At 62.1% G+C, this 26,047-nt stretch carries 26 protein-coding genes; 9 read left to right on the top strand and 17 right to left on the bottom strand.

Going from position 1 to position 26,047, the window contains the following annotated elements:
• From IP85_RS19010 to IP85_RS18975, 8 genes are all read right to left on the bottom strand, one after another.
• Window positions 1-1,107 carry an imelysin family protein gene (locus IP85_RS19010; protein ID WP_054151241.1) on the bottom strand — a complete coding sequence of 369 codons (1,107 nt, stop codon included), beginning with the start codon at window positions 1,105-1,107 and terminating at the stop codon, window positions 1-3.
• Window positions 1,107-2,597, bottom strand: coding sequence for a di-heme oxidoredictase family protein (locus IP85_RS19005; RefSeq protein WP_245280909.1), 1,491 nt, complete (start codon window positions 2,595-2,597; stop codon window positions 1,107-1,109). Before IP85_RS19005 ends, IP85_RS19010 begins: the two co-directional genes overlap by 1 nt.
• Before the next feature lie 84 nt (window positions 2,598-2,681).
• Complete coding sequence (locus IP85_RS19000) at window positions 2,682-3,962, bottom strand: imelysin family protein (RefSeq protein ID WP_054151239.1); 1,281 nt, start codon at window positions 3,960-3,962, stop codon at window positions 2,682-2,684.
• 124 nt (window positions 3,963-4,086) lie between these two features.
• Complete coding sequence (locus tag IP85_RS18995; RefSeq protein ID WP_054151238.1) at window positions 4,087-5,379, bottom strand: RsmB/NOP family class I SAM-dependent RNA methyltransferase; 1,293 nt, start codon at window positions 5,377-5,379, stop codon at window positions 4,087-4,089.
• A 104-nt stretch (window positions 5,380-5,483) separates the two neighbouring features.
• The gene (locus IP85_RS18990) at window positions 5,484-5,846 is read right to left on the bottom strand and encodes a septal ring lytic transglycosylase RlpA family protein (RefSeq protein WP_171901571.1); all 363 of its coding nucleotides are present in this window, start codon (window positions 5,844-5,846) and stop codon (window positions 5,484-5,486) included.
• 370 nt (window positions 5,847-6,216) lie between these two features.
• Window positions 6,217-7,098, bottom strand: coding sequence for an SDR family oxidoreductase (locus tag IP85_RS18985; protein ID WP_054151237.1), 882 nt, complete (start codon window positions 7,096-7,098; stop codon window positions 6,217-6,219).
• A gap of 3 nt (window positions 7,099-7,101) precedes the next feature.
• Window positions 7,102-8,256, bottom strand: coding sequence for a tRNA epoxyqueuosine(34) reductase QueG (gene queG / locus IP85_RS18980; protein ID WP_054151236.1), 1,155 nt, complete (start codon window positions 8,254-8,256; stop codon window positions 7,102-7,104).
• A gap of 11 nt (window positions 8,257-8,267) precedes the next feature.
• Window positions 8,268-8,960: a glutathione S-transferase family protein gene (locus tag IP85_RS18975; protein ID WP_054151235.1), complete on the bottom strand. Its 693-nt coding sequence runs from the start codon at window positions 8,958-8,960 to the stop codon at window positions 8,268-8,270.
• Window positions 8,961-9,101: 141 nt separating this feature from the next.
• Here IP85_RS18975 and IP85_RS18970 point away from each other — a divergent pair, with 141 nt between their 5' ends.
• Window positions 9,102-9,908: an undecaprenyl-diphosphate phosphatase gene (locus IP85_RS18970; protein WP_054151234.1), complete on the top strand. Its 807-nt coding sequence runs from the start codon at window positions 9,102-9,104 to the stop codon at window positions 9,906-9,908.
• 64 nt (window positions 9,909-9,972) lie between these two features.
• On the opposite strand, the gene IP85_RS22450 is transcribed toward IP85_RS18970, so the two are convergent.
• The 6 genes from IP85_RS22450 to dnaN form a co-directional block, all read right to left on the bottom strand.
• Window positions 9,973-10,131, bottom strand: coding sequence for a hypothetical protein (locus IP85_RS22450; protein ID WP_171901570.1), 159 nt, complete (start codon window positions 10,129-10,131; stop codon window positions 9,973-9,975).
• Window positions 10,132-10,336: 205 nt separating this feature from the next.
• Window positions 10,337-11,317 (bottom strand): complex I NDUFA9 subunit family protein, encoded by a 981-nt coding sequence (locus IP85_RS18965; RefSeq protein ID WP_054151233.1) that lies wholly within the window; start codon window positions 11,315-11,317, stop codon window positions 10,337-10,339.
• Between the two features lie 138 nt (window positions 11,318-11,455).
• Window positions 11,456-11,743, bottom strand: coding sequence for a DUF1330 domain-containing protein (locus IP85_RS18960; protein ID WP_054151232.1), 288 nt, complete (start codon window positions 11,741-11,743; stop codon window positions 11,456-11,458).
• 26 nt (window positions 11,744-11,769) lie between these two features.
• Window positions 11,770-12,474 carry an orotidine-5'-phosphate decarboxylase gene (gene pyrF / locus IP85_RS18955; protein WP_054151231.1) on the bottom strand — a complete coding sequence of 235 codons (705 nt, stop codon included), beginning with the start codon at window positions 12,472-12,474 and terminating at the stop codon, window positions 11,770-11,772.
• 116 nt (window positions 12,475-12,590) lie between these two features.
• A complete protein-coding gene (pmtA, locus tag IP85_RS18950) occupies window positions 12,591-13,184 on the bottom strand; it encodes a phospholipid N-methyltransferase PmtA (RefSeq protein WP_054151230.1) in 594 nt (197 codons plus the stop codon).
• A gap of 124 nt (window positions 13,185-13,308) precedes the next feature.
• Window positions 13,309-14,427: a DNA polymerase III subunit beta gene (gene dnaN / locus IP85_RS18945; protein ID WP_054151229.1), complete on the bottom strand. Its 1,119-nt coding sequence runs from the start codon at window positions 14,425-14,427 to the stop codon at window positions 13,309-13,311.
• A gap of 225 nt (window positions 14,428-14,652) precedes the next feature.
• Here dnaN and rsmI point away from each other — a divergent pair, with 225 nt between their 5' ends.
• From rsmI to IP85_RS18905, 8 genes are all read left to right on the top strand, one after another.
• Window positions 14,653-15,570: a 16S rRNA (cytidine(1402)-2'-O)-methyltransferase gene (gene rsmI, locus IP85_RS18940; protein ID WP_054151260.1), complete on the top strand. Its 918-nt coding sequence runs from the start codon at window positions 14,653-14,655 to the stop codon at window positions 15,568-15,570.
• On the top strand, window positions 15,567-15,935 hold the full coding sequence (locus IP85_RS18935) for a YraN family protein (protein WP_054151228.1): 369 nt from the start codon (window positions 15,567-15,569) through the stop codon (window positions 15,933-15,935). Before rsmI ends, IP85_RS18935 begins: the two co-directional genes overlap by 4 nt.
• Before the next feature lie 135 nt (window positions 15,936-16,070).
• A complete protein-coding gene (locus tag IP85_RS18930; RefSeq protein ID WP_054151227.1) occupies window positions 16,071-17,369 on the top strand; it encodes an extracellular solute-binding protein in 1,299 nt (432 codons plus the stop codon).
• A gap of 69 nt (window positions 17,370-17,438) precedes the next feature.
• Window positions 17,439-18,320: an ABC transporter permease subunit gene (locus IP85_RS18925; RefSeq protein WP_054151226.1), complete on the top strand. Its 882-nt coding sequence runs from the start codon at window positions 17,439-17,441 to the stop codon at window positions 18,318-18,320.
• A gap of 10 nt (window positions 18,321-18,330) precedes the next feature.
• Window positions 18,331-19,173 (top strand): sn-glycerol-3-phosphate ABC transporter permease UgpE, encoded by an 843-nt coding sequence (gene ugpE, locus IP85_RS18920; RefSeq protein ID WP_054151225.1) that lies wholly within the window; start codon window positions 18,331-18,333, stop codon window positions 19,171-19,173.
• 14 nt (window positions 19,174-19,187) lie between these two features.
• Window positions 19,188-20,300 (top strand): sn-glycerol-3-phosphate import ATP-binding protein UgpC, encoded by a 1,113-nt coding sequence (locus IP85_RS18915; protein WP_054151224.1) that lies wholly within the window; start codon window positions 19,188-19,190, stop codon window positions 20,298-20,300.
• A gap of 96 nt (window positions 20,301-20,396) precedes the next feature.
• On the top strand, window positions 20,397-21,344 hold the full coding sequence (gshB, locus tag IP85_RS18910) for a glutathione synthase (RefSeq protein WP_054151223.1): 948 nt from the start codon (window positions 20,397-20,399) through the stop codon (window positions 21,342-21,344).
• 193 nt (window positions 21,345-21,537) lie between these two features.
• Window positions 21,538-23,067, top strand: coding sequence for a YifB family Mg chelatase-like AAA ATPase (locus IP85_RS18905; RefSeq protein WP_054151222.1), 1,530 nt, complete (start codon window positions 21,538-21,540; stop codon window positions 23,065-23,067).
• 57 nt (window positions 23,068-23,124) lie between these two features.
• Here the strand turns inward: IP85_RS18905 and IP85_RS18900 are convergent, their stop codons facing one another.
• From IP85_RS18900 to IP85_RS18890, 3 genes are all read right to left on the bottom strand, one after another.
• Window positions 23,125-24,168, bottom strand: coding sequence for an HWE histidine kinase domain-containing protein (locus IP85_RS18900; protein WP_054151221.1), 1,044 nt, complete (start codon window positions 24,166-24,168; stop codon window positions 23,125-23,127).
• 115 nt (window positions 24,169-24,283) lie between these two features.
• A complete protein-coding gene (gene cysK / locus IP85_RS18895; protein ID WP_054151220.1) occupies window positions 24,284-25,252 on the bottom strand; it encodes a cysteine synthase A in 969 nt (322 codons plus the stop codon).
• 176 nt (window positions 25,253-25,428) lie between these two features.
• Window positions 25,429-26,046: a LysE family translocator gene (locus tag IP85_RS18890; RefSeq protein WP_054151219.1), complete on the bottom strand. Its 618-nt coding sequence runs from the start codon at window positions 26,044-26,046 to the stop codon at window positions 25,429-25,431.
• Window position 26,047 lies beyond the last annotated feature (1 nt).

The raw sequence follows: 26,047 nt of genomic DNA, 5'->3' as shown, positions 1-26,047 counted from the left end.
TCAGTCGCCGTCGGAGAAGGAAAAGCCGGCGGCAAGCCCGATGCCGCCGCCGAGATCGTTGTTGAGCCGAAGGATCAGGTCGCGGCTGTTGAGCAGCAGGAAGTCGAGCTTTGCGATCTGGGCTGGATCCTCAAAGACCTGAGCCACATCCGGCTTGATGTCGGCCGAGACCCGCGACAGTGAGCGGGCAACGAAATCGGTCGAGGAGACGACCGAGCGATTGCCGTCGGCCAGAAGCTCGACCATGCCCGAGGTGTCGAGCAGGTCGCGCACACCTTCGATATTGGCGGTGATCGAGCGGAAGGTATTGCCCGAGCGCCAGTAGATCGCCTGGCGCGGCAGGGCTTTCTTCGGGTCGCCCTTGTAGAATTGCTCGATGCGCTGGTCGCGGATGGTTTCTGCGGCATGCACGAGCACGCCGAGCAGTTCCTTGGCGGCCTCTGCCTCGTCGCGGTAGAGCGGGTTGTTGGGTCCGGGCGTCTTCCAGGCGGCAGCCACACCGTCAGGCGCATCCCAGGCGGCGGAGAGTTCCGCGCCGAGCCGCTGCAGATTGGCTGCGATCGCCGTGCCATACTGGCAGCGGTAATGGCCTTCGGTGGTCGTCAGCGCTTCGGAGCCGGTGCCGAACAGCACGAATTCCAGCGCGCCGAGCCCCTGCATGGCAACGCTCTTGCCCTTCAGCGTCTCGACCGAGGTGACGCTCAGATCGGGCTTGGTAAGGGCCGCCTGCACCTGTTTCAACCCAGTACCCTTGCGGTCGGGGAAAAACAGGATGCGTTCGAAGCGGTTATCGTCGAGCACAGGGCCGACACGGATAATCTCGATGCGCGACCAGGCTTCGACCACGTCGCCGAATGCCTTGTGTGCGCCGTCGAGCGTCTCGGGTGACGGAGCGCTGCACAGCGTGTTCATCGCGCCCTGCAGGACAGTGGCCTGATCGGTGAAACGGCGATAACCCGGGCGGATGAAACCGTCGACGGCGCGCGTCATGACGCCCGGGACCTTGGCTGCGTCGAGCACGCCGACGGTCGAGCTCGATTCCTGCGCCAGTACGGGCAGCGGCATCAGAGCGGCAGTGAGGAGGGCAAGGCGCGCGAAAAACCGCATCAGAGAGACTCCAGAAACGTGATCAGGGCCTTGCGGTCCTCGGGGGTGGCAGCGGCGAAGGCATTGCGGGCGGCTTCCGCCTCTCCGCCATGCCAGAGAATGGCCTCGGTCAGGTTTCGCGCCCGACCGTCATGCATGAAGAAGCTGTGGCCGCTGACCACCTGCGTCAGACCGATACCCCAGAGCGGCGGCGTGCGCCATTCCCGTCCTGTCGCATCGCCGACCGCCTGACCATCGGCGAGACCTTCGCCCATGTCATGCAGCAGAAAGTCGGAATAGGGCCAGATCAGCTGGAAGGCCTGTGCCTTGTTCTCTGCCTTGCGGCTCGTGACGAATTTCGGCCGATGGCAAGCAGTGCAGCCGCTGGCGTAGAAGACTTCCTTGCCGCGCAGCACTTGAGCATCGTCTACGTCACGCCGCTTCGGAACGGCGAGGTTCTTCGCATAGAAGGTGACGAGATCGAGCACCGGCTCCGGCCCCTCGGTATCGCCGAGCCTAAACTGCACGCCGGTCGCGGCCTCAAGGCAGGCGGTCTGCTTCTCGGTGCAATCGCCGAAATGCCTGGGATCATCTGGCGTCGAAATGCCGATATCGCCGGCAAAGGCGCTGGAACTCTGGTCGCGCACCGAGGCGTTCTGCGCCTTCCAGCCGAAACGACCGAGCTTGATTTCGCCGATCCGGTGGTCGCGGGCACGGGCGGCACGTCCGGAAATGCCGTCACCATCGAGGTCATCGGGATCGGCAAGTGCCCTGATATCTTCCTCGGGGATCGCTTCGATAAGGCCGAGCCCGATCATCGGATTGGCGATGCGCGGCGAAAGCGTCGTGCTTGGATCGAGTGGGCCGTAGTTCAGATCGCCGACGGAGTAGCTGGGTTTGCGCAGCATCACCGTCTCGCCGCCAGCCAGTCTCACCGGCTCTTCGGTGTAGGTGATGGCCATGCGGCCTTCCGCGGAGATGCCGGGCACCGCCTGGTCCTGCAACTGGCCACCATAGACGGGATCGGGCAGCGAAGCGATGTCGAGCTGCTCAAGCTTGGCCTTCTCCTCTGGCGTGGCGGCAGGGCGCGCGAGGCGGAAGAACATTGAGGTATGGTCGCGGTCGCCCTCCGGCGGGTGGCCACGCCCGTCCTTCAGGTGACAACTCTGGCAGGCCCGCGCGTTAAAAAGAGGGCCGAGGCCGTCCGAGGCCTGGGTCGAGGAGGGGGAGGAGACCCAGAGCTTGCGGAACAGAGCGTTGCCGAGCTTGAACTCTTCTTCTTCGGCGAAGGTGATGTTGGCGGAAAAGTCGGAAAAGGAGTCGGCGCTCACGCCGCGCGGGGAGGTGCCGGCCCCGCCCTGCATCAGTTCAAAATTCTCGGCCTTGCTGAAGTCTTCCGTCGGACGCGTGACGGCGATGACGCGGGAGATGTCCTTCGGCGTCAGATCGGTTCGTCCGACAGCCTCTCCGGCGGCAACGGGCGAGATGGCCAGGCCCGTTGTCAAAAACATGCCGAGGCCGGCGAGGGTGGCCTTGCGAGTTCTCATGATGGGGATCGGGCCGCTCCCCTGGAAGGGGCGGCCCGCCTTTGCTGCTTACTGGAAGACGGCCTCAGGACTATCAAGGCTGTCGGAACCCTCAAGCTCGATCGTGCCGAGGTCCAGCGACGCAATGACGCGCTGGATGGTCTGGGTCTGGTCGATCAAGCCGTCGATGGCGGCCTGCACCGTGGCATTGCCCTCGGCATTGCCTTCGCCGATCATCTGGTCATAGGCTTCCGTGGTCTGGGCACGCTCGGCCATGGTGTTCATGGCAGCGAGAGTCTTGTCGAGCTTGCCCTTCATTTCCGTATCGAGCGCCTGGTCCTTGGCGGCGGCGAGTTCCGACAGCGACGGACCGTTCATCTTGGTGCCGTCGACGCGGGTGTATTCGCCGGTATAGGCGGATGCGATACCGATCGCGTCGTTGAGGTGCGAGGCATGGGTGTTGTCGGAGAAGCAATCATGCTCCTCTTCGGGATCATGCAGCAGCACGCCGAGCTTCATGCGCTCGCCGGCGAGCTCGCCGTAGGACAGCGAGCCCATGCCGGTGAGGATTGCGGAAATGCCCTTCTGCTCGTCGGCGAGAACGGCCTTCGTGGCTTCGCCTTCAGGCGCCCAGGCGACGACCATCTCTTCCAGATCCTGCAGCAGCAGCGTGGACGCGGCCTTGAGATAGGCGGCGCGGCGGTCGCAATTGCCATTGGTGCAATTGGCCGTGTCATAATCGGTGTAGGAACGGTTGCCAGCGCCCGGACCGGTGCCGTTCAGATCCTGGCCCCAGAGCAGGAATTCGATGGCGTGATAACCGGTTGCGACATTGGCTTCGACTTCGCCGGCTTCATGCAGCGTCTCGGCGAGAAACTCCGGCGTGATCTTTGAAGCATCGACCTCTTCGCCGTTGATCTTGATCTTAGGGCTGGCGATGACGTTGGCCACGTAAAGCGCATTGCCGTCACTTTCGGTGCCGTAGCCCGCGTCGACATAGTCGATAAGGCCTTCATCAAGCGGCCAGGCATTCACCTTACCTTCCCAGTCGTCGACGATCGGGTTGCCGAAGCGGTAGACCTCGGTCTGCTGATAGGGGACGCGTGCGGCAATCCAGGCTTCCCGGGCGGCCTTCAGTGTCTCATCGCTGGGCTTTGCGATCAGCGCATCAATAGCGGCATCGAGGGCCTTGGCAGTGGACAACGAGTCTTCGAACTTCGCGTGGGCAAGTTCTGCATAGTGCGTCAGTACATCCTTGGGCGCGGGTGCCGCGACCGCAGGGCCGGCAAAAATCGCAGCCGATGTGACGAGCAGCGCGACAGACGCGCCGATGACAGATTTCCGGATCATGGTGTCTCCCTTCGGCGCCAATGGGCGCCTCGATGTGAACGGACGGCCATGTCTTCGCGCAAAAAGAAACTGGTGTCAAATAGTCGAGTATGCGAATTTATCGCTTGAATTGACGATGATCAAGTCAGGTCGGACGACGGCGCATGCGACAGAAGAAGAAGCCGTCGGTGTCCATGCTGGCGGGGCTGAGCGTCACCGTCTTGCCATCTGACGAGCGTGGCTTGGGCGCCGAGGGGCCGAAAAGATGCGTCCATTCTTCGACAACGGGGACGATCTCGAAGGTCGGATTGGCCTCGCAAAAGGCCTGGACCTGCCGGTCATTTTCTTCAGGCAGTACCGAACATGTGACATAGAGCAGGGAGCCATTCGGCTTGACGAAGGTCGAAGCCTCGGTGAGCGCTTCCTGTTGCTGGGCAATGCGCTCCTGCAGGTTACGGTCGGTGAGCCGCCACTTGGTGTCAGGGCGACGGCGCCAGGTGCCAGTGCCGGTGCAGGGCGCGTCGACCAGCACCTGGTCGCAGCGTTCTTTCAGGCTCGCCAGCCCCTTGGTGCTGTCGTGGACCTGGACGTTGTGGGTGCCGGCGCGCTTCAGCCGCTCGATGATCGGCGCCAGTCGCTTGCGGTCGGCGTCATAGGCGTGCACCTGGCCCTTGTTGTTCATGACAGCCGCCATGGCGAGCGTCTTGCCGCCACCGCCGGCGCAGAAATCGAGAACCTGATCGCCTTCGCGCGGCGTCACGAGATCGGCGACGATCTGCGAGCCCTCGTCCTGAACCTCGAACCAGCCCTTCTGGAAGCTGAGTTCTGCCGTAACGTTCGGGAGGCGTGACGGGCCTTCGCCGGCCGGCACGCGCATGCCAAAGCGGGCGATCGGCGACGCCTTGGCGCCGGAGCGATCGAGTGCCTTCAGCACCTTGTCCCTGTTGGATTTCAGCGTGTTGACGCGCAGATCCAGCGTCGGCCGGGTGGCCAGTGCCTTGGCTTCGGCCAGCCATTCGTCGCCGAAGGCTTCTTCGAACGAAGGCTGCACCCAATCGGGAATGTCACCCTGGACATGCAGCGGGGCATCGGAAAGGTCGCGGGAGGTAAAGGCCTGCACCTGGGTTTCAGAGAGCGCCGCCGGCGCAAAATTGTCGCCTTCGAGTTCCGCCTGGAGCGCCTCAAGGCTCATGCCCCATTGCCGCAGGAGAACGGCCCAGCCGAGAGTGTGGGCGCTGTCGTCATCCATCAGCCAGGCATGAGAAAGCTTCATGCGCAGCGCATCATAGACGATGTTGCCGATGGCAGCACGATCGCCGGAACCGGCGAAACGGTGCGAAAGGCCCCAATCCTTGAGGGCATCGGCAACGGGTCGGCGACGGGTCTCGATATCGCTCAAAACTTCGATCGCACCGGCAAGACGGCCGCCCAAGCGCATGGTCATTCTCCTCTGAAAGAAGAGAGCGTGGTAACGGCGATCAGGGTCAAGAGCAAGCGCCTAAAACCCGACGAACCAATCGCCGCTCCCGGAATTGCAGCCAATCAGCCGATGATCTCGTAGCAGACCTTGGCATGGCCCGAGCGGATCATGCCGATGTTCTGGGCCGCGGCCTTGGAGAGGTCGAGCACGCGACCGCGGATGAAGGGACCGCGATCGTTGATGCGGACGACAACGCTCTTGCCGCTTCGCGCATTGGTGACTTTCAGCTTGGTGCCGAATGGCAGGGTCTTGTGGGCCGCCGTCAGTCTCGTCGGGTTCATGCGTTCGCCGGAAGCCGTCTTCGATGTCAGCGCATACCAGGATGCGCCACCGCATGACGACTTTGCGTTTGCACTCGAAGGTGCGAAAGCAAAGAGTGCAGCAATAGTTGCAGCGGCGAAAGCAGAGCGGCGGTTGATGATCAAGATCTACGTCCCTAGTCGTTGACACGAGTGGTTTTTTGCGTGCCGACGGCTAGGCAGGGTCAAAAATGGCAAAAACGTGCCCGCAGATAATCACGAAACATTACAGCCTGTAACATTCGTGATGATCGGAAGACGGATCTTTACCTTAATCAAATGTGAATTATACAGAAAAATCGTTTGATTTCATGAGTCTTCATGGAATTAAAAACTCACGATTCCACCTTTTGCGGCATTCACGGAATCGGTGAAGAAAAATTTTGCTCAGAGGTCATATTTGCTGCCCAAATTGTGGTGCGGGCGGGGCCAGACGCTCGTCTGCGCGGGCATTCTGGCGCTCGGAGCGCAAAGTTTGACTTCGTAACACGCCCCTTCAGGCCCGTTGGTTCCATGTGCCGGAGGCAAGTAGATCGGCCAGCGACATCATGTAATTCGGGTACTGGAAGTTGAATCCGAGCGACTTGATCTTGCCGTTCGAAACCCGCTTGTTTTCGCCATAGAAGGAGCGCGCCATGGGGGTCAGCTCCGCCGTCTCGAAAGGCTGCTCGGGTGGTGCATCCATCGCCATCAGGCGGGCAGCTTCGGTTACCACGTCCTGCGGCGGGGAGGGCATGTCGTCGGTGACGTTGAAGATCCCGCCTGTGTTCGGGCCGGCCAGGAACGCCGTGGCGGATGCGATGTCCTCGACCCGGATGCGATTGAACACCTGGTCTTTCTTCACGAGGCGGCGCGCCGTGCCGTTGGCAAGGTTCATGAAGGTGTTGCGGCCAGGACCATAGATGCCGGAGAGCCGCAGGATCGCGAGAGGCAGGTTGTCCCGTGCCGCGACCACCTGCCACGCCTGCTCGGCCTCCACGCGCTCCACTGAGCGCACAGAGACCGGCTTCAGCTCCGTCTCCTCGTTCACCCAGGCACCGTGATGATCACCATAAACGCCGACGGTCGAAAGATAGGTGATCCATTCGAGCTTTGGCATCAAGGCCTTGATGCCCGCCTGGCCACAGAGCCGGATCAGCGGGTCGCCCTCGCTGCCAGGCGCGATCGACTGGACGAGATGCGTGGTCTCGGCGAGTTCGGCAAGAAGGGGCTCCGACAGGCTCGTGCCGTCGAAGACGAAGGGCCGGATTCCCATGTCCTCAAGCGCCTCGCCCTTCTCTGCACTCCGTGTGGTCCCGGCGACCGAGGCGCCCTCGCTGCCGAGACGCTGGCCGATTGCCTTACCCGAATACCCGGCTCCAAAAATCATCAAGCGCATGCGTCAGCTCTCCGTCATCCATTCCTGTCGGACATGCTCGTCCGTTTCCGTCATCAAATGCGCGCTCTGCAGAGCGGCGAAGCGATCCGCCGGCAGAAGCCTGGACAGCGCCCAGGCGGCCATGCCACGCACATCAGCCGAGCCGTCCGTCAGCAGCCTCTCACAGGCCGGCGCCAGATCGCGAGAGCCGGAATTTCCGGCCGCAATCAGCACATTGCGCACAAAGCGGTCCCGCCCGATCCGCTTGACCGGCGAGCCGCTGAAATAGGTGCGGAAGGTCGGATCGTCCAGCGTCAGGAAGAAGGCGATGTCGGGGGCCTTCAGGTCCTCGCGCGCGACAAGCTTCATCTCGCGGGCGGTGGCCGCGAACTTGTTCCAGGGACAGGCAGCGAGACAGTCGTCGCAGCCATAGATGCGGTTGCCGAAAGCGGGACGCAGCGCCCGGTCGATCAGACCCTTGTGCTCGATCGTCAGATAGGAAATGCAGCGCCGCGCATCGATCTGGTAGGGCGCAGGAAAGGCGTCCGTCGGGCAGGCGTCGAGACAGGCCCGGCACGACCCGCAATGGTCGCGCTCGGCTTCATCGACTTCGAGCTCAGCCGTGGTGAAGAGGCTGCCGAGGAAGAGCCAGGAGCCAAAGTCGCGGCTGACGAGATTGGTGTGTTTGCCTTGCCAGCCGAGGCCGGCTGACGCCGCAAGCGGCTTTTCCATGACGGGCGCGGTATCGACGAAGACCTTGACGTCTTCGCCCGCACGCGCCGCAAACCGCGTCGCCACTTCCTTGAGGCGTCCCTTGATCACGTCGTGATAGTCGCGATTGCGGGCATAGACGGAGATTGCCGCCTTGTCGGTCTGCGACTGCAGAAGCCGGGGATCCTCGTCCGGACCGTAGTTCATCCCGAACATGACGATGGAGCGCACATCAGACCATAGCACCCGTGGATCGGCACGACGCTCCTTCGTCTCTTCCATCCATGCCATGGTGCCGTGCCGTCCGGCCTCGAGAAAGGTCTCGAGCCTTGCCGGCGCTTCGGGAATGGCGTCCGGCAGCGTGATGCGACAGAGATCGAAGCCCTGGGCATGTGCCTCCTGACGCAGTAAACGCGTGAGGTCTGCCTGCCGCTTCCGGATCTTGGGATCGATCTGCGGCTCGTCCATGAAGATAACCGTCAGAAGTCGAGATCGGCGTAGTGCGACACCGGCGTGATGCCGCGCACGCGCTCTGTCAGCAACGGGCGGAAGGACGGCCGCGACTTGATGCGCTGATACCATTCCTTGGCGACCGGAAATTCGTTCCAGTCGATCTCGCCGAGATAATCAAGCACGGAAACAGCCGCTGCCGCCGAGAGATCGGCGTAGCTGATGCGGTCTCCTGCGAGCCACTGGCGCGAACCGGAAAGCCAGGTCAGGTATTTCATGTGATGGCGAATGTTCGAGCGCGCCGTACGCAGGACCTTGGAATCGGGAGCGCCGCCACCGAGGCCATTGGGAATGATCAGCTTGTGCACCCGCTCGCGCACCAGTGGCTTGGTGACATCCTGCTCCATCTTCTGCAGGAACCATTCCGTCAGCCGGCGGATCTCGGCCCGCTGGAACGGGTCTTCCGCAAAGAGGCGCCGGTCGCGCTTCAACACGCCATGCGTCTCGTCGATGAACTCGGAAATGATGGTCGGGCCGCACAGTGCCCGCATGTTGTCGTCGACATAGACGGGCAGCGTGCCGGCGGGATTGAAGGCGAGGAATTCCTTGCGCTTCTCCCAGGTCTGTTCCTCCACCAGATCCGTCTGGAAGCCGTATTCGGACAGGACCAGGCGTATGAAACGGGACGCGGTGGACATCGTGTGATGATACAGGGTCGGCATCGGAACTCGGATTCTCGGATTTTTCAGTGGCCGCAGCGCAGGCTGTCGAAGCGGCTGGTCATCAGCGCGGCTTCCAAGCTATAGGGTTTCGGCCCCGGCAATACAAGCAAATCACTTTGCCTTCCCCTTGAAGGAGACCTCATGGAAGACCAATCCATTATCAGCGCGCTCGTCCTTGGCCTGATCGAAGGCCTGACCGAGTTCGTGCCGGTATCCTCCACCGCCCATGTCCTGTTGGCCGGCCATTTCCTCGGTTTCGAATCGCCGGGCAACACATTTGCGGTGTTGATCCAGCTGGGCGCAATCCTGGCCATCCTCAGCGTCTACTTCGCCAAGCTGCTCAAGATTGCCCTGTCGCTGCCGACCAGCGCCGAGAGCCGTCGCTTCGTTGGTGCGGTTCTCCTCGGCTTCCTGCCTGCTGCCGTGATCGGCTTTATCGCGCATGACTTTATCAAGACGGTTCTTTTCGAGACGCCGATGCTGATCTGTGTCGTGCTGATCCTTGGCGGCTTCGTCCTGCTCTGGATCGATCGCCTGCCGCTGAAGCCCCGGTATCACGACGTCACCGAATATCCGCTGTCACTCGCCTTGAAGATCGGATTTTGCCAGTGCGTGGCGATGATCCCGGGCACATCTCGTTCCGGTGCGACGATCGTCGGCGCGCTGCTGCTCGGTGCTGACAAGCGCTCGGCGGCGGAATTCTCCTTCTTCCTCGCCATGCCGACCATGCTCGGTGCCTTTACGCTCGATCTCTACAAGAACCGCAACGCGCTGACCGTCGACGACACCTTGATCATCGCGATCGGCTTCGTGGCAGCCTTCATCTCGGCTCTCTTCGTCGTCAGGGGGCTTTTGAATTTTGTTTCAAAACGAGGCTATGCGCCCTTCGCCTGGTGGCGGATCGCCGTCGGCACAGCAGGGATCATCGGTCTGCTGATGTTCGGCTGATGCCGGCAGAGCCGAGACAAGAAAAAAGGCTGTCCCGAGGGGCAGCCTTTTTGATTTTGGGAGATCAGTTGGTCGACGGTATCGAGGCCGTCGAGCAGGGGTCGATGCCATAGGCAGGCGAGCAGTTGTCCTTACGGGCCGCCACCGTGGTCGGGGCGACGAAGGAGCCGGCGATGATGACCAGTGCCGCACATGCGAAGAACAGTGCGATAGGCTTGCCCATAGAAATGCCTCTTAATACTGACTGAAAATGAGGGCCGGCAATCGTTGCCGTCCGGCCGTTGGGGGCCAGTCTTTACGCATTGCCACGACCGCCATCAATAGGCGAACTTGCTTTATCCTGAGTTAACGCAGGTCTTCACGCGGCTGCGTCTTTTGTGCAACGGCGGTTCAGGTTGCAGCTCTGCAAAAGGCGACTTCAGGCGGCCTCAGGCCGCCTTGCCGGTCCCTGTGTACTGGCCATGCACGCGGTACTGCACGAGATAGGTCGGGAGGATTGCGGCCATGGTCACCGGCTCGATGCCAAGGCCTTCCAGCGTGCGCCCCTCGGCCTTGGCGGCAGCCGAAACGACATTGTCCTTCTTCAGAAGTTTGACCTGGTCGCTGGTGAGCGGCGGCGTGATCAGCGGCACGGCAGAGGCAATGCTGCCGATCAGAGACGCGATGCCGAAGGGCAGCGTGACAAGCGCACGCTTGCGGCCGACGATTTCCAGCATCATCTCGAGACACTGCTTGAAGGTCGCGACATCACGGCCCCCGAGTTCGTAGATCTTGCCACGGGCGATCGAGCCGTCGACGGAGCGCGCCACGACCTCGGCGACGTCACCGACATAAACAGGCTGGAACTTGGTCTTTCCACCGCCGACAAGCGGCAGCGCCGGCGCCAGGCGAGCCATGGCGGCAAACTTGTTGAAGAAGCCGTCCTCCGGGCCGAAGACGATCGACGGACGCAGGATCGTGGCGTCGGGCAGGATCGACTGGACCGCGGCTTCGGCACGACCCTTGGTGGCGGCATAGACGGAGTCGGACTTGGCATCGGCACCGATCGCCGAAACGTGGGTCAGCGTCGCGCCGACCGAACGGGCGGCTTCAGCAACCGCGCGTGCGCCAAATTCCTGCACGGCGTCGAAGCCGTTGCGACCGCTTTCGAACAGGATGCCGACGCAGTTGATGACATGGTCGGCGCCCTGGACAGCGGCATCGACCGATGAGCGGTAACGCAGGTTGGCCTGGACGAAGGAGATCTGGCCGACATTGCCGAGCGGCTGCAGGAAACCTGCGAGATCAGGACGGCGAACGGCAACACGGATACGGTAGCCGCGCTTGGCGAGTGCCCTGACGACATGCCGTCCGACGAAGCCCGAGCCCCCGAAAACGGTGACGAGCGGCGGAAGGTTGGACAAGGTCATGGACGGCTCCCCTGAACTATATAAAGGCGCACACGATATGCGCGATCTGGCTGGCCTCTCTTAACCGAATCGTCCGGCGGGGGAAAGGCCCGTCAAGGCCGCATCCGCCGGACATTGAGGCGCAGGGGCAGGGCGGGCTCAGATGCCCTCGACAACCACAATTTCCCCGTCCGCCACTTCCTGGCGGATCTTGGCGGCGATCTGGTACTCCGGCGAGTTGTAGCAATCGACGGCGGCCTGATAGGTGGGGAACTCGATCACCACGTTGCGCGCCCGCCCATCGCCCTCAACCAGGGTATAGGCACCACCTCTTGCGAGGAATTTGGCGTCATATGTCTCGAAGGCCGGCTTCGCGGCGGCGACATAATCCTTGTAGCGCTCCGCATCGCGTATATCGACGCGTGCGATCCAGTATCCCTTGGCCATGGTCTCTCCTCCCATATCGGCTGTGCTTAATGCTGCTTGAGCAGCGCCTCGTCCATCTCGGCGAGGATCGCAAGCGCTGCCGCCTTCGGATCCTCTGCCTTGATGATCGGTCGAGCGACGACGAGGTGGCTCGATCCGGCGGCAATCGCGTCAGACGGCGTCATGACGCGCTTCTGGTCGCCCTTGTCGGCGCCTGTCGGGCGGATGCCGGGGGTGACGATCGCAAGTTTCGGTCCGACGATTCCACGCACGGCCGACGCCTCTTCAGCCGAGCAGACGATCCCGCCCATGCCGGCGATGCGGGCCTGTTCGGCGCGTTTCAGCACGAGCGTATGCGGATCGTATTCGTAGCCGGCATCCGTCAGATCCTGCTCATCCATGGAGGTCAGCACCGTCACGCCGAGTAGGCAAAGACCGGATCCCTCGGCCGCCTTGACGGCTGCCGCCATGGCCTTCGGATAGGCATGCAGGGTCAGCATGGTCATGCCCATGCGCGCGATGTTCTCGACCGCAGACGCCACCGTGTTGTCGATGTCCAGCAGCTTCATGTCGAGGAAGACCTGCTTGCCTTCTTTCGCGAGATCGCGGGCAAATTCCAATCCGCCGGCAAAGGCGAGCTGATACCCGATCTTGTAGAATGAGATGCTGTCGCCGAGTGTCGAGACGACGCGCTCCGCTTCCTGGACAGTCGGAACATCCAGTCCGACGATGAGACGATGACGTGCGCTCAAGACAAAGACTCCTGCCAGATCTCCATGCCCCGTCCACTCGCATGCCGCGCGTCAAATCGCAAGCATGACAAGGGCAGGGGGATCGACGATCCCCCGTTCTCCGCAAAACTGGCCGATCAGGCCTTGCGGTAGATCCAGAGCTGGGCGGGCGGGATATTGCGCACGACGAAGTCGAAATGCTGAATGTGATAGCGATCGGGCTTGGCGATAACAGGTGACACCGGGCCGTAGGTGATCTGCACCACGGGGCGCCCTTCGGGGATGCGGGACAGCAGGTCTTCGAGCAGTTGGATACGGGCTTCCATCGGGAAGCTCAGCATCGGCACGGCGCATATGACGCAATCGAAGATCTGGTCCGAAAAACGACCCAGGGTGTTTTCGAGGTTGAAGGCGTCGCCGTGGATGAAGTTGACGCCGGCATAGTCCTCGACCAGGCGGCGATAGAAATCCTCGGAATACTCGACCGAAACGATCTTCTCGGGCGGCACGCCGCGCGCCAGGATCTGCTTGGTGATCACGCCCGTGCCGGGGCCGAGCTCGAGTACCGGGAGGCCCGACTTCACATCGATGACACTCGCCATGCGCTTTGCTGTCACCGAAGACGTCGGCACTATCGCGCCGACTGTCTTGGGGCCCTGCATCATGCCCTTGAAGAAACGGATTTCCTCGTCGAATTTTTTCTCGAACCGTTCCTTCAATCGGATAGCCATGGTCGTCCCTCTTATTGTTGCTGCTCGATTGTTCGAGCGCATTGCGACAATTTTGGGTCGTTTTGTCGCAATTGCAAGAGAGAATGACGCTAGCGAGCCATCGACCCGCCAGAGACGGGGCGCGTTACACGCGCATCGGCATCAGGACATACAGCGCGTCGGCGCCGGCCGTATCACGAATGAGCGTCGGAGAGCCGGCATCTGCGAGCAGGAAGATCGCGTCGTCGCCGGAAAGCTGGGCGGTAATGTCGAGGAGATATTTGGCGTTGAAGCCGATCTCCATCGCGTCGCTTTCATAGCCGACGGCGACTTCTTCCGTCGCACTTCCCGAATCCGGGTTGTTGACCGTCAGCATCAGCTGACCATCGGCCAGCGCCAGCTTCACGGCGCGGCCACGCTCGGACGAGATCGTCGAGACGCGGTCGACGGCACGCGCGAAGGTCTGGCAATCGACGCGCATTTCCTTGTCGTTCGCCTGCGGGATAACGCGCTGATAGTCCGGGAAGGTGCCGTCGATCAGCTTGGACGTGAGAACGACGGAGCCGATGGACAGGCGGATCTTCGAATCGGATATCTCGATGCCGATGATCAGCTCCGGATTGTCGATCAGCTTCTGCAACTCCCCGACCGTCTTGCGCGGAATGATGATGCCGGGCATGCCTTCCGAGCCCGAGGGTGCGTCGACATCGGCGCGCGCCAGTCGGTGTCCGTCGGTGGCAACCGCGCGCAGTTTCAAAGCGCCGCCGGCTTCGATCGTGTGCAGGAAGATGCCGTTCAGGTAGTAACGGGTCTCTTCCGTCGAGATCGCAAACTGGGTGCGATCGATCAGCATCTTGAAATCGGATGCCTTCATCTTGAAGGAATGGGTGAAGGTACCGGCGGTGAGATCCGGGAAGTCCGACTGCGGCAGGCACTGCAGCGAAAACTTCGAGCGGCCGGACGCCACCGTCATCGTGCCGCCATCGGGGTTCGTGGCGAGCAGAACTTCGGAACCGTCGGGCAGCTTGCGCACGATTTCATAGAGCAGATGCGCCGGAACGGTGGTGGCGCCGGCTTGCTCGACCATGGCAGGTGTGCCCTCAGTAATCTCGAGGTCGAGGTCCGTCGCCTTCATATCGAGCTCGGCGCCCTCGGCCTTCAGCAGCACGTTCGACAGGATCGGGATCGTGTTGCGACGCTCAACCACGCGGTGCACGTGATTGAGGGACTTGAGGAGATTGGACCGTTCAAGAGTTATACGCATGGGATGCTACCGCTTTCGACGTGTCGTCTTCCGGAGTTCCGGATCGGAAAATAGGGGCCGGGCAGTCCCCGGGCCGGACGATGTGGACGGGCAAAATGGCAGCAAATTTGCGGGAAAAGCAAGAGGCTCCAAGGTTTTCCACGCCAGTCCCCAGCAGAGCTTGCCGGAATGGTTTATGGGCCGGGCACCCTTGCCGCGAGCATGGGGGTGGAGGATAAAGGCGCCATGACAACAGAAGACAAAAATCAGCCGGTTGCGGCCACCTCGAAGCGCTATCGCCTCAACGACACGCCGGTCGCGGCGCGGCCGCTGGAGCCTGCGCTTTATCTGGTCGCGACCCCGATCGGCAATCTCGGCGACATCACCATCCGCGCGCTCGAAACGCTGGCCGGTGCAGACGTGCTCGCCTGCGAGGACACGCGGGTTACCCGCGTGCTGCTCGACCGCTACGGCATCGAGAACCGTCCTTACGCCTATCACGAATACAATGCAGACGAGGCAGGCGCCCGGCTGCTGGCCGCCCTCGAAGCCGGCAAGTCGGTGGCGCTTGTCTCCGATGCCGGCACGCCGCTCGTCTCCGATCCCGGTTATCGCCTCGGCCAGTTGGCGATCGAGGCGGGCCACCGCGTCGTGCCGATCCCCGGCGCCTCCGCACCGCTCGCGGCCCTTGTCGGTTCCGGCTTGCCGAACGACGCTTTCCTGTTTGCCGGTTTCCTGCCGACCAAGGACAAGGCCAAGCGCGACCGACTTCGCGAACTCGCCAAGGTGCCGGCAACCCTGATCTTCTTCGAGTCCCCGCACCGGATCGGGGATACGCTTGTCGCGGCAGCCGACGAACTGGGCATCGATCGGCCGGCCTCTGTCTGCCGCGAATTGACCAAGACTTTCGAGGAGTTCCGTAGAGGTCCGCTCGGAGACCTCGCCAGCGACTATGCCGACAAGACGGTCAAGGGCGAGATCGTGCTCGTCATCGGCCCGCCCGCCCCAGATGCAGCGCCTGACGCCGCTGATGTCGATAGCCTGCTCGCCGAACTGTCTACCACCATGCCGACGGCCAAGGCCGCAACGGAAGCCGCAAAGCTGACCGGCCTGCCGCGCAAGGAGCTTTACCAGCGGCTGCTGGAACTCAAGGGGGCCGCATGACGCCAAGAGGTGCGGATCGAAAACGCATCCGCGCCGAGAGGCTGGGCCGCTGGTCGGAATACCGGGCCGCCCTCGCGCTCCTCCTGAAGGGCTACCGGATTGTGGCGCTCCGCTACAAGACGAAAGCCGGCGAAGTGGACATCATCGCCCGTCGCGGCGATCTGGTGATTTTTGTCGAAGTGAAAGCTCGAAAAGACCTGCGCGCCGGCGTCGATGCGGTCGGCCACGAGGCCGAGCGCCGCATCGCCAATGCCGCAGATCATTGGCTTCGCAGGCAATCCGATGCAATACGCCTGTCACTTCGCCATGATATCATTGTGGTGCGGCCGTGGCGCTGGCCTGTCCATTTCGAGGACGCATTTTAGCTTCGTTTGAGTTTCGATCACGATTTTTCGAAACCCATTCATTGTGACAGGTCTGTCATAAAAGATTCAAGTCGCTGTCATGGATCGGCCCTATTGGAGCCCTCACCGCAACAACCGGTGGAGAGGATCTAACCCATGATCAAGAAGATTTCCCTGGCCGCTCTGGCCCTGACCATGACCGCATCGACGACGCTTGCCGCGACCAACATCACCTGGTGGCACGGCATGGGCGGCCGCAACGGCGAAGTTCTGAACGAACTGGCCGTCAAGTTCAATGCAGCCCAGACCGCCTGTGTTCTGACGCCTGTGTCCAAGGGCACCTATGAAGAAGCTCTGGCTTCTGGCATTGCTGCATTCCGTTCGGGCCAGCACCCGAACATCCTGCAGGTCTTCGATGCCGGTGCTGCCACCATCATCAATGCCAAGGGTGCAACCGTCGCCGCTGAAGACATCATCCGCGAAGCCGGCCACACCTTCAACGCCGAAGACTACATCCAGGGCGTTCGCTACTTCTACGCCGATGCAGACGGCAAGTTTGTCGGCATGCCGCTCTCGTCCTCGGCGCCGATCATGTACTATAACGTCGAAGCCCTTGAAAAGGCTGGCGTCGAAGCCCCGAAGACCTGGGAAGAGTTTGAAGCCATCGCTCCGAAGCTCAAGGAAGCCGGCTACATTCCGCTCGTCCAGTCGCACCTGCCCTGGCAGATGGTCGAGAACTTCCATTCGCGCAACAACCTGCAGTTCGCGACCAACAACAACGGTTACGACAGCGTCGTCGACACCAAGATCCTGGTCAACACCGAAGAGCAGCGGATGATGTTCTCCAAGCTCAAGGAATGGCAGGATGCCGGCATGTTCGCCTTCTACGGCGCAGGCTGGAACGACAACCAGAAGCCCTTCGAAGAAGGCAAGGTTGCTCTGTGGGTCGGTTCTTCCGGTTCCTTCGGCGGCCTCCTGAAGACCGCGACCATGCCGTTTGCTGCGACCCTGATGCCCAACTGGAGCGGCATCGCGGGTTCGGGCACGAATTCCTTCATCGGCGGCGCGGCTCTGTTCGCCATGGCAGGCAAGTCGGCTGAAGAGAACAAGTGCACCGGCGACTTCTTCAACTTCATCGCCTCGCCGGAAATCCAGTACTACTACCACAAGGAAACCGGCTACGTGCCGCTGACGACTGCTGCCTATGAACTGGCCAAGAAGGACGGTCACTACGACCGCACCCCTCAGGCAGAAGTCGGCCTGCAGCAGCTGATGCTGCCGGGTGGTGAGTGGTCGAAGGGCTATCGCATGGGCTTCTACCCGCAGATCCGCGACGTCATGAACCGCGAATTCGTCAAGATCTTCTCGGGTGAAGTCACCGTAGAAGACGCCTTCAAGACGATCGAAGCCGAGGCCAACGAGATCCTCGCCCGCTTCGCCAAGACCGCTGGCTGATAGAACCGTCCTGTCCAATGTCGTTCCCGGGGACCATCGGTCCCCGGGCTTTCCATTAAGGGGCCCCTGATGAAGCGCGTCCAGTTCAATTCGCGATTTCTGCCTTACCTGTTTCTTTTGCCGCAGTTGGCGATCATCGCGATCTTCTTTTACTGGCCGTCTGTGCAGGCGATCCAGTCCTCCTTCTACATCGAAGATCCCTTCGGCTTCGGATCGACCTTTGTCGGCTTGAGCAATTATGGCGACATCTTCTCGGCGTCCCAATATGGACGCATCGCGCGCTTCACGGTCGCTTTCAGTGTCATCGTCACCTTTCTCGTCCTGTCTCTCGGCCTGCTGCTCGCCTTGAAGGCCGATGCGGTCATCAGAGGGCAGTCGACCTACAAGACCCTGTTGATCATCGTTTATGCCATTGCCCCACCTGTGGCAGGACTGATTGGCCTGATGTTCTTCGACCAGCACATCGGCCCGTTTGTTACCTTTGTCTCGTGGTTCGGCTGGGACATGAAGATTGGTATCAACTATTTCGACACGGCCTTTGCCATGGTGCTGATCGCCGTGTGGAACCAGATCCCTTACAACTTCATCTTCTTCCTCTCCGGGCTTCAGGGCATCCCGAATTCGATCCGGGAGGCGGCAACGATGGACTGCAAGTCCGGCACCCGCCGCTTCTGGACCGTGACGCTCCCGCTCTTGGCGCCGACCGCCTTCTTCCTGCTCATCATCAACATGACTTATTCGCTCTTCGACACCTTCGGCGTCGTCGACGTCATCGTCAAAGACAGTGCCGCCAACAATCCGATCACGCTGGTCTACAAGGTCTATCTCGACGGCTTCCGCGGCAATGACCTCGGTTCGTCCTCGGCCCAGTCAGTCATTCTGATGCTGATCGTGCTGGTCCTGACCATGATCCAGTTCCGCTTCATCGAACGTCGCGTCCATTACGGTTGAGGAGAGCGCCATGTACCGCACCAAATTCTTCGACCACCTGATCCTGATCGCGGGCGTGATCTTCATGCTCGGGCCGCTGGTGGTCGCCTTCACCACATCAACGCATTCCGCTGCCGAGATCCACTCGAACGGCCTGATGCTCTCCGTCGGTGATCATTTCACCGAGACCTATGAAAAGGTCCTGTTTGAGAGTGGTGGTTTCACCGGCCAGGTCACCGGCCTGACCATGGCGATGAACTCGCTGATCCTGGGGCTGGGCTTCGCCATCGGCAAGATCATTCTCTCGATGCTGGCCGCCTATGCCATCGTCTATTTCCGCTTTCGCTTTGCAACGCTCGCCTTCTGGCTGATCTTCACGACGCTGCTCCTGCCGCTCGAAGTGCGTATCCTGCCGACCTACAAGGTGATGAGCGATCTCAACCTCCTGAACAGCTACCAGGGCCTGATCCTGCCGCTCCTGGCATCCGCAACGGGGACCTTCTTTTTCCGCCAGTTCTTCAAGTCCGTGCCCGACGAACTCCTGGAGGCTGCGCGCATCGACGGCGCGGGTCCGTTCAAGTTCTTCATCGACGTGCTCTTGCCGTTGTCGCGCACCATGATCGCGGCGGTCTTCATCATCATGTTTGTCTACGGCTGGAACCAGTATCTCTGGCCAATGCTGATGACGACGGAAGAGGGCTTCTACACCCTGATGCGCGGCATCAAGCAGATCCTCCAGGTGTGGATCGGCTCGCAGATCCCCGACTATAACGAAGCCTTTGCCATGGCCGTGCTTGCCATGCTGCCGCCCGTGATCGTGGTGGTGGTGTTCCAGAGCTGGTTCATCAAGGGCCTCACCGAAACCGACAAGTAAAGGGAGTGCCGATCATGGCGTCCATCGACATCAACGAAGTCTGCAAGATCTACGACAAGGGCGGTGCCAAGGCTGTCGATACCGTCGATATCCAGATCGAGGACGGCGAGTTCATCGTGCTCGTCGGCCCCTCGGGCTGCGGCAAGTCCACGCTGCTGCGCATGGTGGCAGGGCTTGAGGAAATCTCGCAAGGCACGATCTCGATCGGCGACCGCGTGGTCAACGAAGTCGAGCCGGCAGACCGTGACATCGCAATGGTCTTCCAGAACTATGCGCTCTATCCGCATATGACCGTCTACGATAATCTCGCTTACGGCCTGAAGAACCGCGGCACGCCGAAAACGGAAATCGCCGCCCGCGTCGCAGAAGCCGCCAAGATGCTGGAGATCGAGAAATATCTCGACCGCAAGCCGAGGGCGCTCTCTGGTGGCCAGCGCCAGCGCGTCGCCATGGGCCGCGCCATCGTCCGCAAGCCGGCTGTCTTCCTCTTCGACGAGCCGCTGTCGAACCTCGACGCCAAGCTGCGCGTCACCATGCGCGGCGAAATCCGCAAGCTGCAGAAGCGGCTGAAGACCACCGCGATCTACGTCACCCACGACCAGCTGGAAGCCATGACGCTCGCTGATCGCCTGGTGGTCCTGAATGGCGGTCGCATCGAGCAGATCGGCACGCCGCTTGAGGTCTACAATCGCCCGGCCTCCACCTTTGTCGCAAGCTTCATCGGCTCGCCGGCCATGAACCTCGTCGATGCCCGCATCGAAGGCGGACAGCTTCACTTCGCGGATATCGCGCTTCCCGTGGACGGCGCCTGGTCGGAAGGCCCGGTCCGTCTTGGAATGCGCGCCGAGGATCTCGTTCTGACCCATGAGAACGATGATCAGTTTTCGCTCGCCATCGACTATGTCGAGGAACTCGGCGCCCAGCGTCTGGTCCATGGTCTGGTCGCAGGTCAGCCGATGACTGCGGTCATCGCCTCGCATGTCGAGTTGAGCGAGCGGCTTCCGCTGCGCATTTCCCCGTCCAAGCTGCATGTGTTCTCCGTCGATACGGGGCGCCGGCTGGACGCAGGTATGCCGCCTTCGGATGCGCAGCCGGTCGCGCAGGAGGCCGAGCGGGTCTTCGCCTGAGCGCTTCACCATCGCTTCAGCAAAATTCAAGGTCGGCGGCGTTGCCTTCGCGCGGCGCGCCGCCTAAATCTGCTGGGCAATCGCAGGGGATAGCTCATGGCCAATATCACAAACGTCGCCATCCAGATGGACCACGTATCCACGATCAACATCGCGGGCGATAGCACCTTCGCCATGAGCATCGAGGCCCAGAACCGCGGCTACAAGCTCTTCCATTACACGCCGGACCGGCTCTCGATGCGCGACGGCAAGGTCTTTGCAACCGTCGAGCCCATGGAACTGCGCGACGTCAAGGGCGACCACTACACCCTCGGCGCGCCTGAGCGTGTCGACCTCTCGACCATGGATGTGATCCTGCTGCGGCAGGATCCGCCCTTCGACATGGCCTATATCACCTCGACCCATCTGCTCGAGCGCATCCATCCGAAGACGCTCGTCGTCAACGACCCGGCCTGGGTGCGCAATTCGCCGGAAAAGATCTTCGTTACCGAATTCGCCGACCTGATGCCGCCCACCCTGATCACCAAGGATCCGGCCGAGATTGCCCGGTTCCGTGAGGAGCAGGGCGACATCATCCTGAAGCCGCTCTACGGCAATGGTGGCGCCGGCGTCTTCCACTCGACCCGCGACGATCGCAACTTCTCCTCGCTGATGGAAATGTTCGGCCAGATGTTCCGCGAACCCTTTATCGCGCAAGGCTACCTGCCGGCGGTGCGCAAGGGCGACAAGCGCATCATCCTGGTCGATGGCGAGCCCGTCGGCGCAATCAATCGCGTTCCTGCCGAACATGATGCCCGCTCCAACATGCATGCGGGCGGCAGACCGGAACCGACCGAACTGACCGCGCGCGAGCGGGAAATCTGCGCCCGCATCGGCCCCGCTCTGCGTGAGCGTGGCTTCCTGCTTGTCGGCATCGATGTCATCGGCGACTACATGACCGAGATCAACGTAACGTCACCGACTGGCATCCGCGAGGTGAAGAAATTCGGTGGCGCCGATATCGCAGCACTCCTCTGGGATGCCATCGAGCGCAAGCGGGCCTAACCGACTGAATCCTCTTTGGAAGTTCGAGGCTTGTGCCAGTTGTTCAACTGGATGCAACCTGAAACCTATCTGAAGATGCGGGTGTTCCGCAAATGTTCTTGCGCACTCCCTCGTCTTATGCGAGATTGTTCTCGTCGCCACACGCAATATGAAGTTGCAGCGGTGACTTCAGGTCGATCGACGAGGGCGGGCAATGGTAGCGCGTGTCAGTACGGTTGCATTCCAGGGCATCGAGGGTGTGCCCGTCGAAGTTCAGGTCATGGTCGCGCCCGGCAAGACGGGCATGCAGATCGTCGGTCTGCCGGACAAGGCGGTGGCCGAAAGCCGCGAACGGGTCCAGGCGGCCTTGCATGCGTCGGGACTGGCGCTTCCCGCCAAGCGGGTGACGGTCAATCTCGCGCCAGCCGATTTGCCGAAAGAGGGCTCTCACTTTGATTTGCCGATCGCCCTCGGCCTGATGGCGGCGCTCGGCGCCATCCCGGGTGATGCGCTCCAGGGCTTTCTGGTGATCGGCGAACTCAATCTTGACGGCACGATCGCCTCGATCGCTGGGGCTTTGCCGGCCGCGATCAGCGCCAACGCAATGGACAAAGGCCTGATCTGCCCGGCCGACAGTGGTGCCGAGGCCGCCTGGGCCGGCAGCGAGATCGATATACTCGCCCCGCGCAGCCTGATCGCGCTGGCCAATCATTTCAGGGGCACGCAGGTGCTCTCCCGGCCGGAACCATCGATCCGGGCGCCCGCGGCCAACCTGCCGGATCTCGCCGACATCAAGGGCCAGGAAAGCGCCAAGCGCGCGCTGGAGGTCGCCGCCGCCGGCGGACACAATCTGCTCTTCGTCGGCCCGCCCGGCTCGGGCAAGTCGATGCTCGCTGCCCGCCTGCCGTCGATCCTGCCGCCGCTCTCTGCGGCAGAACTGCTCGAAGTCTCGATGATCCATTCGATCGCGGGGCAGCTTTCGGGCGGCAAGCTCTCCGATCGCCGGCCATTCCGCACGCCGCATCACTCCGCCACCATGGCAGCTCTGGTCGGCGGCGGGTTGAAGGCCAAGCCCGGCGAGGCGTCGCTTGCCCATCATGGCATTCTCTTCCTCGACGAACTGCCGGAATTCGCGCCGCCGGTGCTCGATGCGCTCCGCCAGCCGCTCGAGACCGGCGAATGCATCATCGCCCGCGCCAACCACCGGGTCTCCTACCCCTCCGACTTTCAGCTGGTGGCGGCCATGAACCCCTGCCGTTGCGGCATGGCGGGCGAGCCTGGCCATGTCTGCGCGCGCGGCATCCGCTGCCAGACCGAATACCAGGGCCGTATCTCGGGTCCGCTGATGGACCGCATCGACATCCGCATCGATGTTCCCGCCGTCTCGGCCACGGACATGATCCGGCCCCGTGCGGCCGAAAGCAGTGCGGAGGTCGCAAAACGTGTGGCCTCGGCCCGCGCCCGTCAGCGAGATCGTTTCGAGCGTCTGGGCCTTCCGTTCAGCACCAATGCCCGCTGCTCGACGGCCCTGATCGAGACGCTGGCCGAGCCAGATGCCTCGGGGCTGCAATTGTTGCGCGATGCTGCCGAAAAATTCCGGTTTTCGGCGCGCGGCTATCACCGGGTGCTGAAGGTGGCGCGGACCCTCGCCGATCTCGATGGGGTGGAAACCCTGGGGCGGATTCACCTGGCCGAGGCGATTTCTTACCGCATCGCCTCCGAGCGGCTGGCAGCGGCCGCGTGACTGGCGGCCTGTAGGAGGAAGGGATAGGAGGAACGGGGCAGGAAGAGGAAGAGTGGATCAGGCCGGCACGGCCGTCGGGCGGAGCATGTCGACGGGAAGCGTGAGGCGCACCTCGGCTCCGGTCTCCGGATAGGCGATCTCCGTGTGGCCGCGCACGCCAGCGATGACGCGTTTCATGAGGGTCGAGCCGAAACCGCCCGATCCCGGCTGTGGCGTAAGGGGTGGCGGACCGCCGCTTTCGCTCCAGCGCATCACGAGTTGCTCGGTTCCGTCTTGGTCGGTCTCGATGTCCCAGATCAGGGATACCTGGCCATGGCCGACACTGAGGGCGCCGTATTTTGCGGCATTGGTGCCGAGCTCATGCAGGATCAGACTGAGCACGACGACGGTCTGGCCGCCGATCGGGACGCGCGGACCATGCGCTGTGAAGCGGGGTGTGCCGACGATAGCGAAGGGTTCGAGCGCCTGGAAGACGACGCTTTGCAGCGAGGCGTCCTCGCCTTCGCGAAGCCCCCGCAGCAGGAGGTTGGAGCGGCCGAGCGCAGTCAGTCGGTCGCGCAGCCGTGCGGCCAGCTCGTCGGCGCTTGAGGCATTCTTAAGGGAAAGGCTGATGATCGCATTGATGGTGGCGAAGATGTTCTTGAGGCGATGGTCCAGTTCCTGGGCCATGACCTCCTGTTGTTCGGCCAGCCGCTGAACCTCCTCGCGTGTGCCGATCTCCTGACGATAGGCCTGTTTCATCATGTAGATCAGCGTCAGGTCGGTGGCGACGACGAAAAGGTAGAGCCCCATGGCGAGCAAGGTGCCAAGCGAGAAGTCGAAGCGCCCTGGGCTGATGAAGAAGTACCAGGCCGCAAGGCCGGAGAGCGTGGCGACGATCAGGCCCTGCCGGACGCCGAAGACAAAACCGCAGATGATCACTGCGGGAAAGAAGGTGAGGAACGGGAAGCCTGCGGGTAGCACGGGGTCGAACCAGGCGCGGATCGCCAGTGCCATTGCGAAGACGATGAGGCTCGCGACATAGGTCGCGATCAAGCTGCTTGTCGACAGTCGCTCTTGAACGGAGGCAAACGCAGGCAGGCGGTGAAGTAATGCACGCATGGGGGCCCTTCAGGACTGCAGTCGACCTGTTGTGAGCTACTCTAGCCGGGGAATGGGGCGGCTGCAATCGACGGGTGAGGAGGCGCCGGCGGTTGCCCGGCGCCCCTTCGGTGGCTTACTCGCCGAGACCGGCAAAGAGCGCAGTCGACAGATAGCGCTCGGCAAAGGACGGAATGATGACGACGATCGTCTTGCCGGCATTTTCTTCACGCTGGCCAAGCTTGATCGCTGCCGTCAGCGCGGCGCCCGAAGAGATGCCAACCGGTACGCCCTCGAGGCGAGCAACGAGACGTGCATGCTCGAAGGCTTCGTCATTGGTCACGGTGACGACCTCGTCATAGACATGGGTGTCGAGGATGGCGGGCGCAAAGCCCGCGCCGATCCCTTGGATCTTGTGCGGGCCGGGATTGCCACCCGAGAGAACCGGGCTGTCGGCCGGCTCGACGGCGACGACCTTGATCTCGGGCTTGCGGCTCTTCAGCACCTGGCCGGTGCCGGTAATGGTGCCGCCTGTGCCGATGCCGGAGACGAGGAAGTCGATCTGGCCGTCGGTGTCGTTCCAGATTTCCTCGGCTGTCGTCTTGCGATGGATTTCCGGATTGGCGGGGTTCTCGAACTGCTGCGGGATAATCGAGTCCTGCGTCGTCTCGGCCAGTTCCTGTGCCTTGGCAATGGCGCCCTTCATGCCCTTTGCGCCCTCGGTCAGGACGAGTTCGGCGCCGAGCAGGGCCAGCATCTTGCGGCGCTCGATCGACATGGTCTCCGGCATGGTGAGGATCAGGCGATAACCCTTTGCCGCTGCCGCAAAGGCGAGCGCAATGCCGGTATTGCCGGAGGTCGGCTCGATGAGAACCGTCTTGCCGGGCACGATCCTGCCCTGGGCTTCCAGGCTCTCGATCATGGCAACGCCGATACGATCCTTGACGGAGGCGATCGGGTTGAAGAATTCGAGCTTGGCGAGCAGATGCGCCTTCACGCCCTTTTCCTTGGCGAGCTTGTCGAGCCTGACGATCGGGGTGTCGCCGATCGTCTCGGTGATCGAGCCATAGACGCGTCCGCGGCCGGGTTTCTTCTGCTCAGTCATCGGTGTCTCCCTTGTGATTTGGTTGGCGCAAGCTTACGCCCGCCGACCCGTCCTTGCCAGCATAGCCATGCCGCGGCGAGCTTGATCCGTGGAAAAATCTGCTCCGTGGGCCCGGTCGCATTCGTCTCCTGGTGAGAAAAGCGCCTGCCGCCTGTTTGTTTCATGCCGCGTGCCGATCAGGCCGCGCGCGCCGTGATATAGGCGGCGGTGCCGGCAAGGATGCTGGCAGCACTTCGGTTCAGGACTTTCAGCGCTTCCGGACGCTTCATGAGCCCGCGCGCCTGGGCCGCGAGCAGGATATAGGGCAGAAGCACCGCCATCAGCACGACGAAGGTCAGGCCGACGAGCAGGATGTAGTCGGCAAGTCCGATCGCCTCGAGCGGGATCAGCGTCGGGACAAGAGCGACGTAGAACAGCATGGTCTTCGGATTGCCCAGCGTCACCAGAAGGCCTGAGAGGAAGGACATGGACGGGCGCATGGCGCGCTCTGCCTTGATGTCCTGCGGCAAAAGACCTGATGTCCAGAGTTTCCAGGCGACATAGACGAGGTAGGCGGCACCCAGGAATTTCAGGATCAGGAAGGGCGTCACGAAGGTTTTCGCCAAGACGGACAGCCCGAGGATGACGGCGGTCAGATAGACGAGATCGCCGAGGATGAGCCCGAGCCCCATGAAGAAGGTCGGGCGAAATCCGGACCCCAGCGCCCGCGCGACGATGGCGGTCATGCCGGGTCCCGGGATGGCGGCGGCAATGAACAGCGCGCCGCAATAGGCGATGATGGTCGTCAGTGTCATG

The organism is Rhizobium sp. AAP116 (genome assembly GCF_001295785.1).
GTDB lineage: Bacteria > Pseudomonadota > Alphaproteobacteria > Rhizobiales > Rhizobiaceae > Allorhizobium.
This window is presented reverse-complemented; position numbering and strand designations above follow the sequence as displayed.

Coding starts and splice junctions, on each gene's coding strand:
- IP85_RS19010 (WP_054151241.1), bottom strand. CDS start 1,107: ATGCGGTTTTTCGCGCGCCTTGCCCTCCTCACTGCCGCTCTGATGCCG.
- IP85_RS19005 (WP_245280909.1), bottom strand. CDS start 2,597: ATGTTTTTGACAACGGGCCTGGCCATCTCGCCCGTTGCCGCCGGAGAG.
- IP85_RS19000 (WP_054151239.1), bottom strand. CDS start 3,962: ATGATCCGGAAATCTGTCATCGGCGCGTCTGTCGCGCTGCTCGTCACA.
- IP85_RS18995 (WP_054151238.1), bottom strand. CDS start 5,379: ATGCGCTTGGGCGGCCGTCTTGCCGGTGCGATCGAAGTTTTGAGCGAT.
- IP85_RS18985 (WP_054151237.1), bottom strand. CDS start 7,098: ATGCGCTTGATGATTTTTGGAGCCGGGTATTCGGGTAAGGCAATCGGC.
- queG (WP_054151236.1), bottom strand. CDS start 8,256: ATGGACGAGCCGCAGATCGATCCCAAGATCCGGAAGCGGCAGGCAGAC.
- IP85_RS18975 (WP_054151235.1), bottom strand. CDS start 8,960: ATGCCGACCCTGTATCATCACACGATGTCCACCGCGTCCCGTTTCATA.
- IP85_RS18970 (WP_054151234.1), top strand. CDS start 9,102: ATGGAAGACCAATCCATTATCAGCGCGCTCGTCCTTGGCCTGATCGAA.
- IP85_RS22450 (WP_171901570.1), bottom strand. CDS start 10,131: ATGGGCAAGCCTATCGCACTGTTCTTCGCATGTGCGGCACTGGTCATC.
- IP85_RS18965 (WP_054151233.1), bottom strand. CDS start 11,317: ATGACCTTGTCCAACCTTCCGCCGCTCGTCACCGTTTTCGGGGGCTCG.
- IP85_RS18960 (WP_054151232.1), bottom strand. CDS start 11,743: ATGGCCAAGGGATACTGGATCGCACGCGTCGATATACGCGATGCGGAG.
- pmtA (WP_054151230.1), bottom strand. CDS start 13,184: ATGGCTATCCGATTGAAGGAACGGTTCGAGAAAAAATTCGACGAGGAA.
- dnaN (WP_054151229.1), bottom strand. CDS start 14,427: ATGCGTATAACTCTTGAACGGTCCAATCTCCTCAAGTCCCTCAATCAC.
- rsmI (WP_054151260.1), top strand. CDS start 14,653: ATGACAACAGAAGACAAAAATCAGCCGGTTGCGGCCACCTCGAAGCGC.
- IP85_RS18935 (WP_054151228.1), top strand. CDS start 15,567: ATGACGCCAAGAGGTGCGGATCGAAAACGCATCCGCGCCGAGAGGCTG.
- IP85_RS18930 (WP_054151227.1), top strand. CDS start 16,071: ATGATCAAGAAGATTTCCCTGGCCGCTCTGGCCCTGACCATGACCGCA.
- IP85_RS18925 (WP_054151226.1), top strand. CDS start 17,439: ATGAAGCGCGTCCAGTTCAATTCGCGATTTCTGCCTTACCTGTTTCTT.
- ugpE (WP_054151225.1), top strand. CDS start 18,331: ATGTACCGCACCAAATTCTTCGACCACCTGATCCTGATCGCGGGCGTG.
- IP85_RS18915 (WP_054151224.1), top strand. CDS start 19,188: ATGGCGTCCATCGACATCAACGAAGTCTGCAAGATCTACGACAAGGGC.
- gshB (WP_054151223.1), top strand. CDS start 20,397: ATGGCCAATATCACAAACGTCGCCATCCAGATGGACCACGTATCCACG.
- IP85_RS18905 (WP_054151222.1), top strand. CDS start 21,538: ATGGTAGCGCGTGTCAGTACGGTTGCATTCCAGGGCATCGAGGGTGTG.
- IP85_RS18900 (WP_054151221.1), bottom strand. CDS start 24,168: ATGCGTGCATTACTTCACCGCCTGCCTGCGTTTGCCTCCGTTCAAGAG.
- cysK (WP_054151220.1), bottom strand. CDS start 25,252: ATGACTGAGCAGAAGAAACCCGGCCGCGGACGCGTCTATGGCTCGATC.
- IP85_RS18890 (WP_054151219.1), bottom strand. CDS start 26,046: ATGACACTGACGACCATCATCGCCTATTGCGGCGCGCTGTTCATTGCC.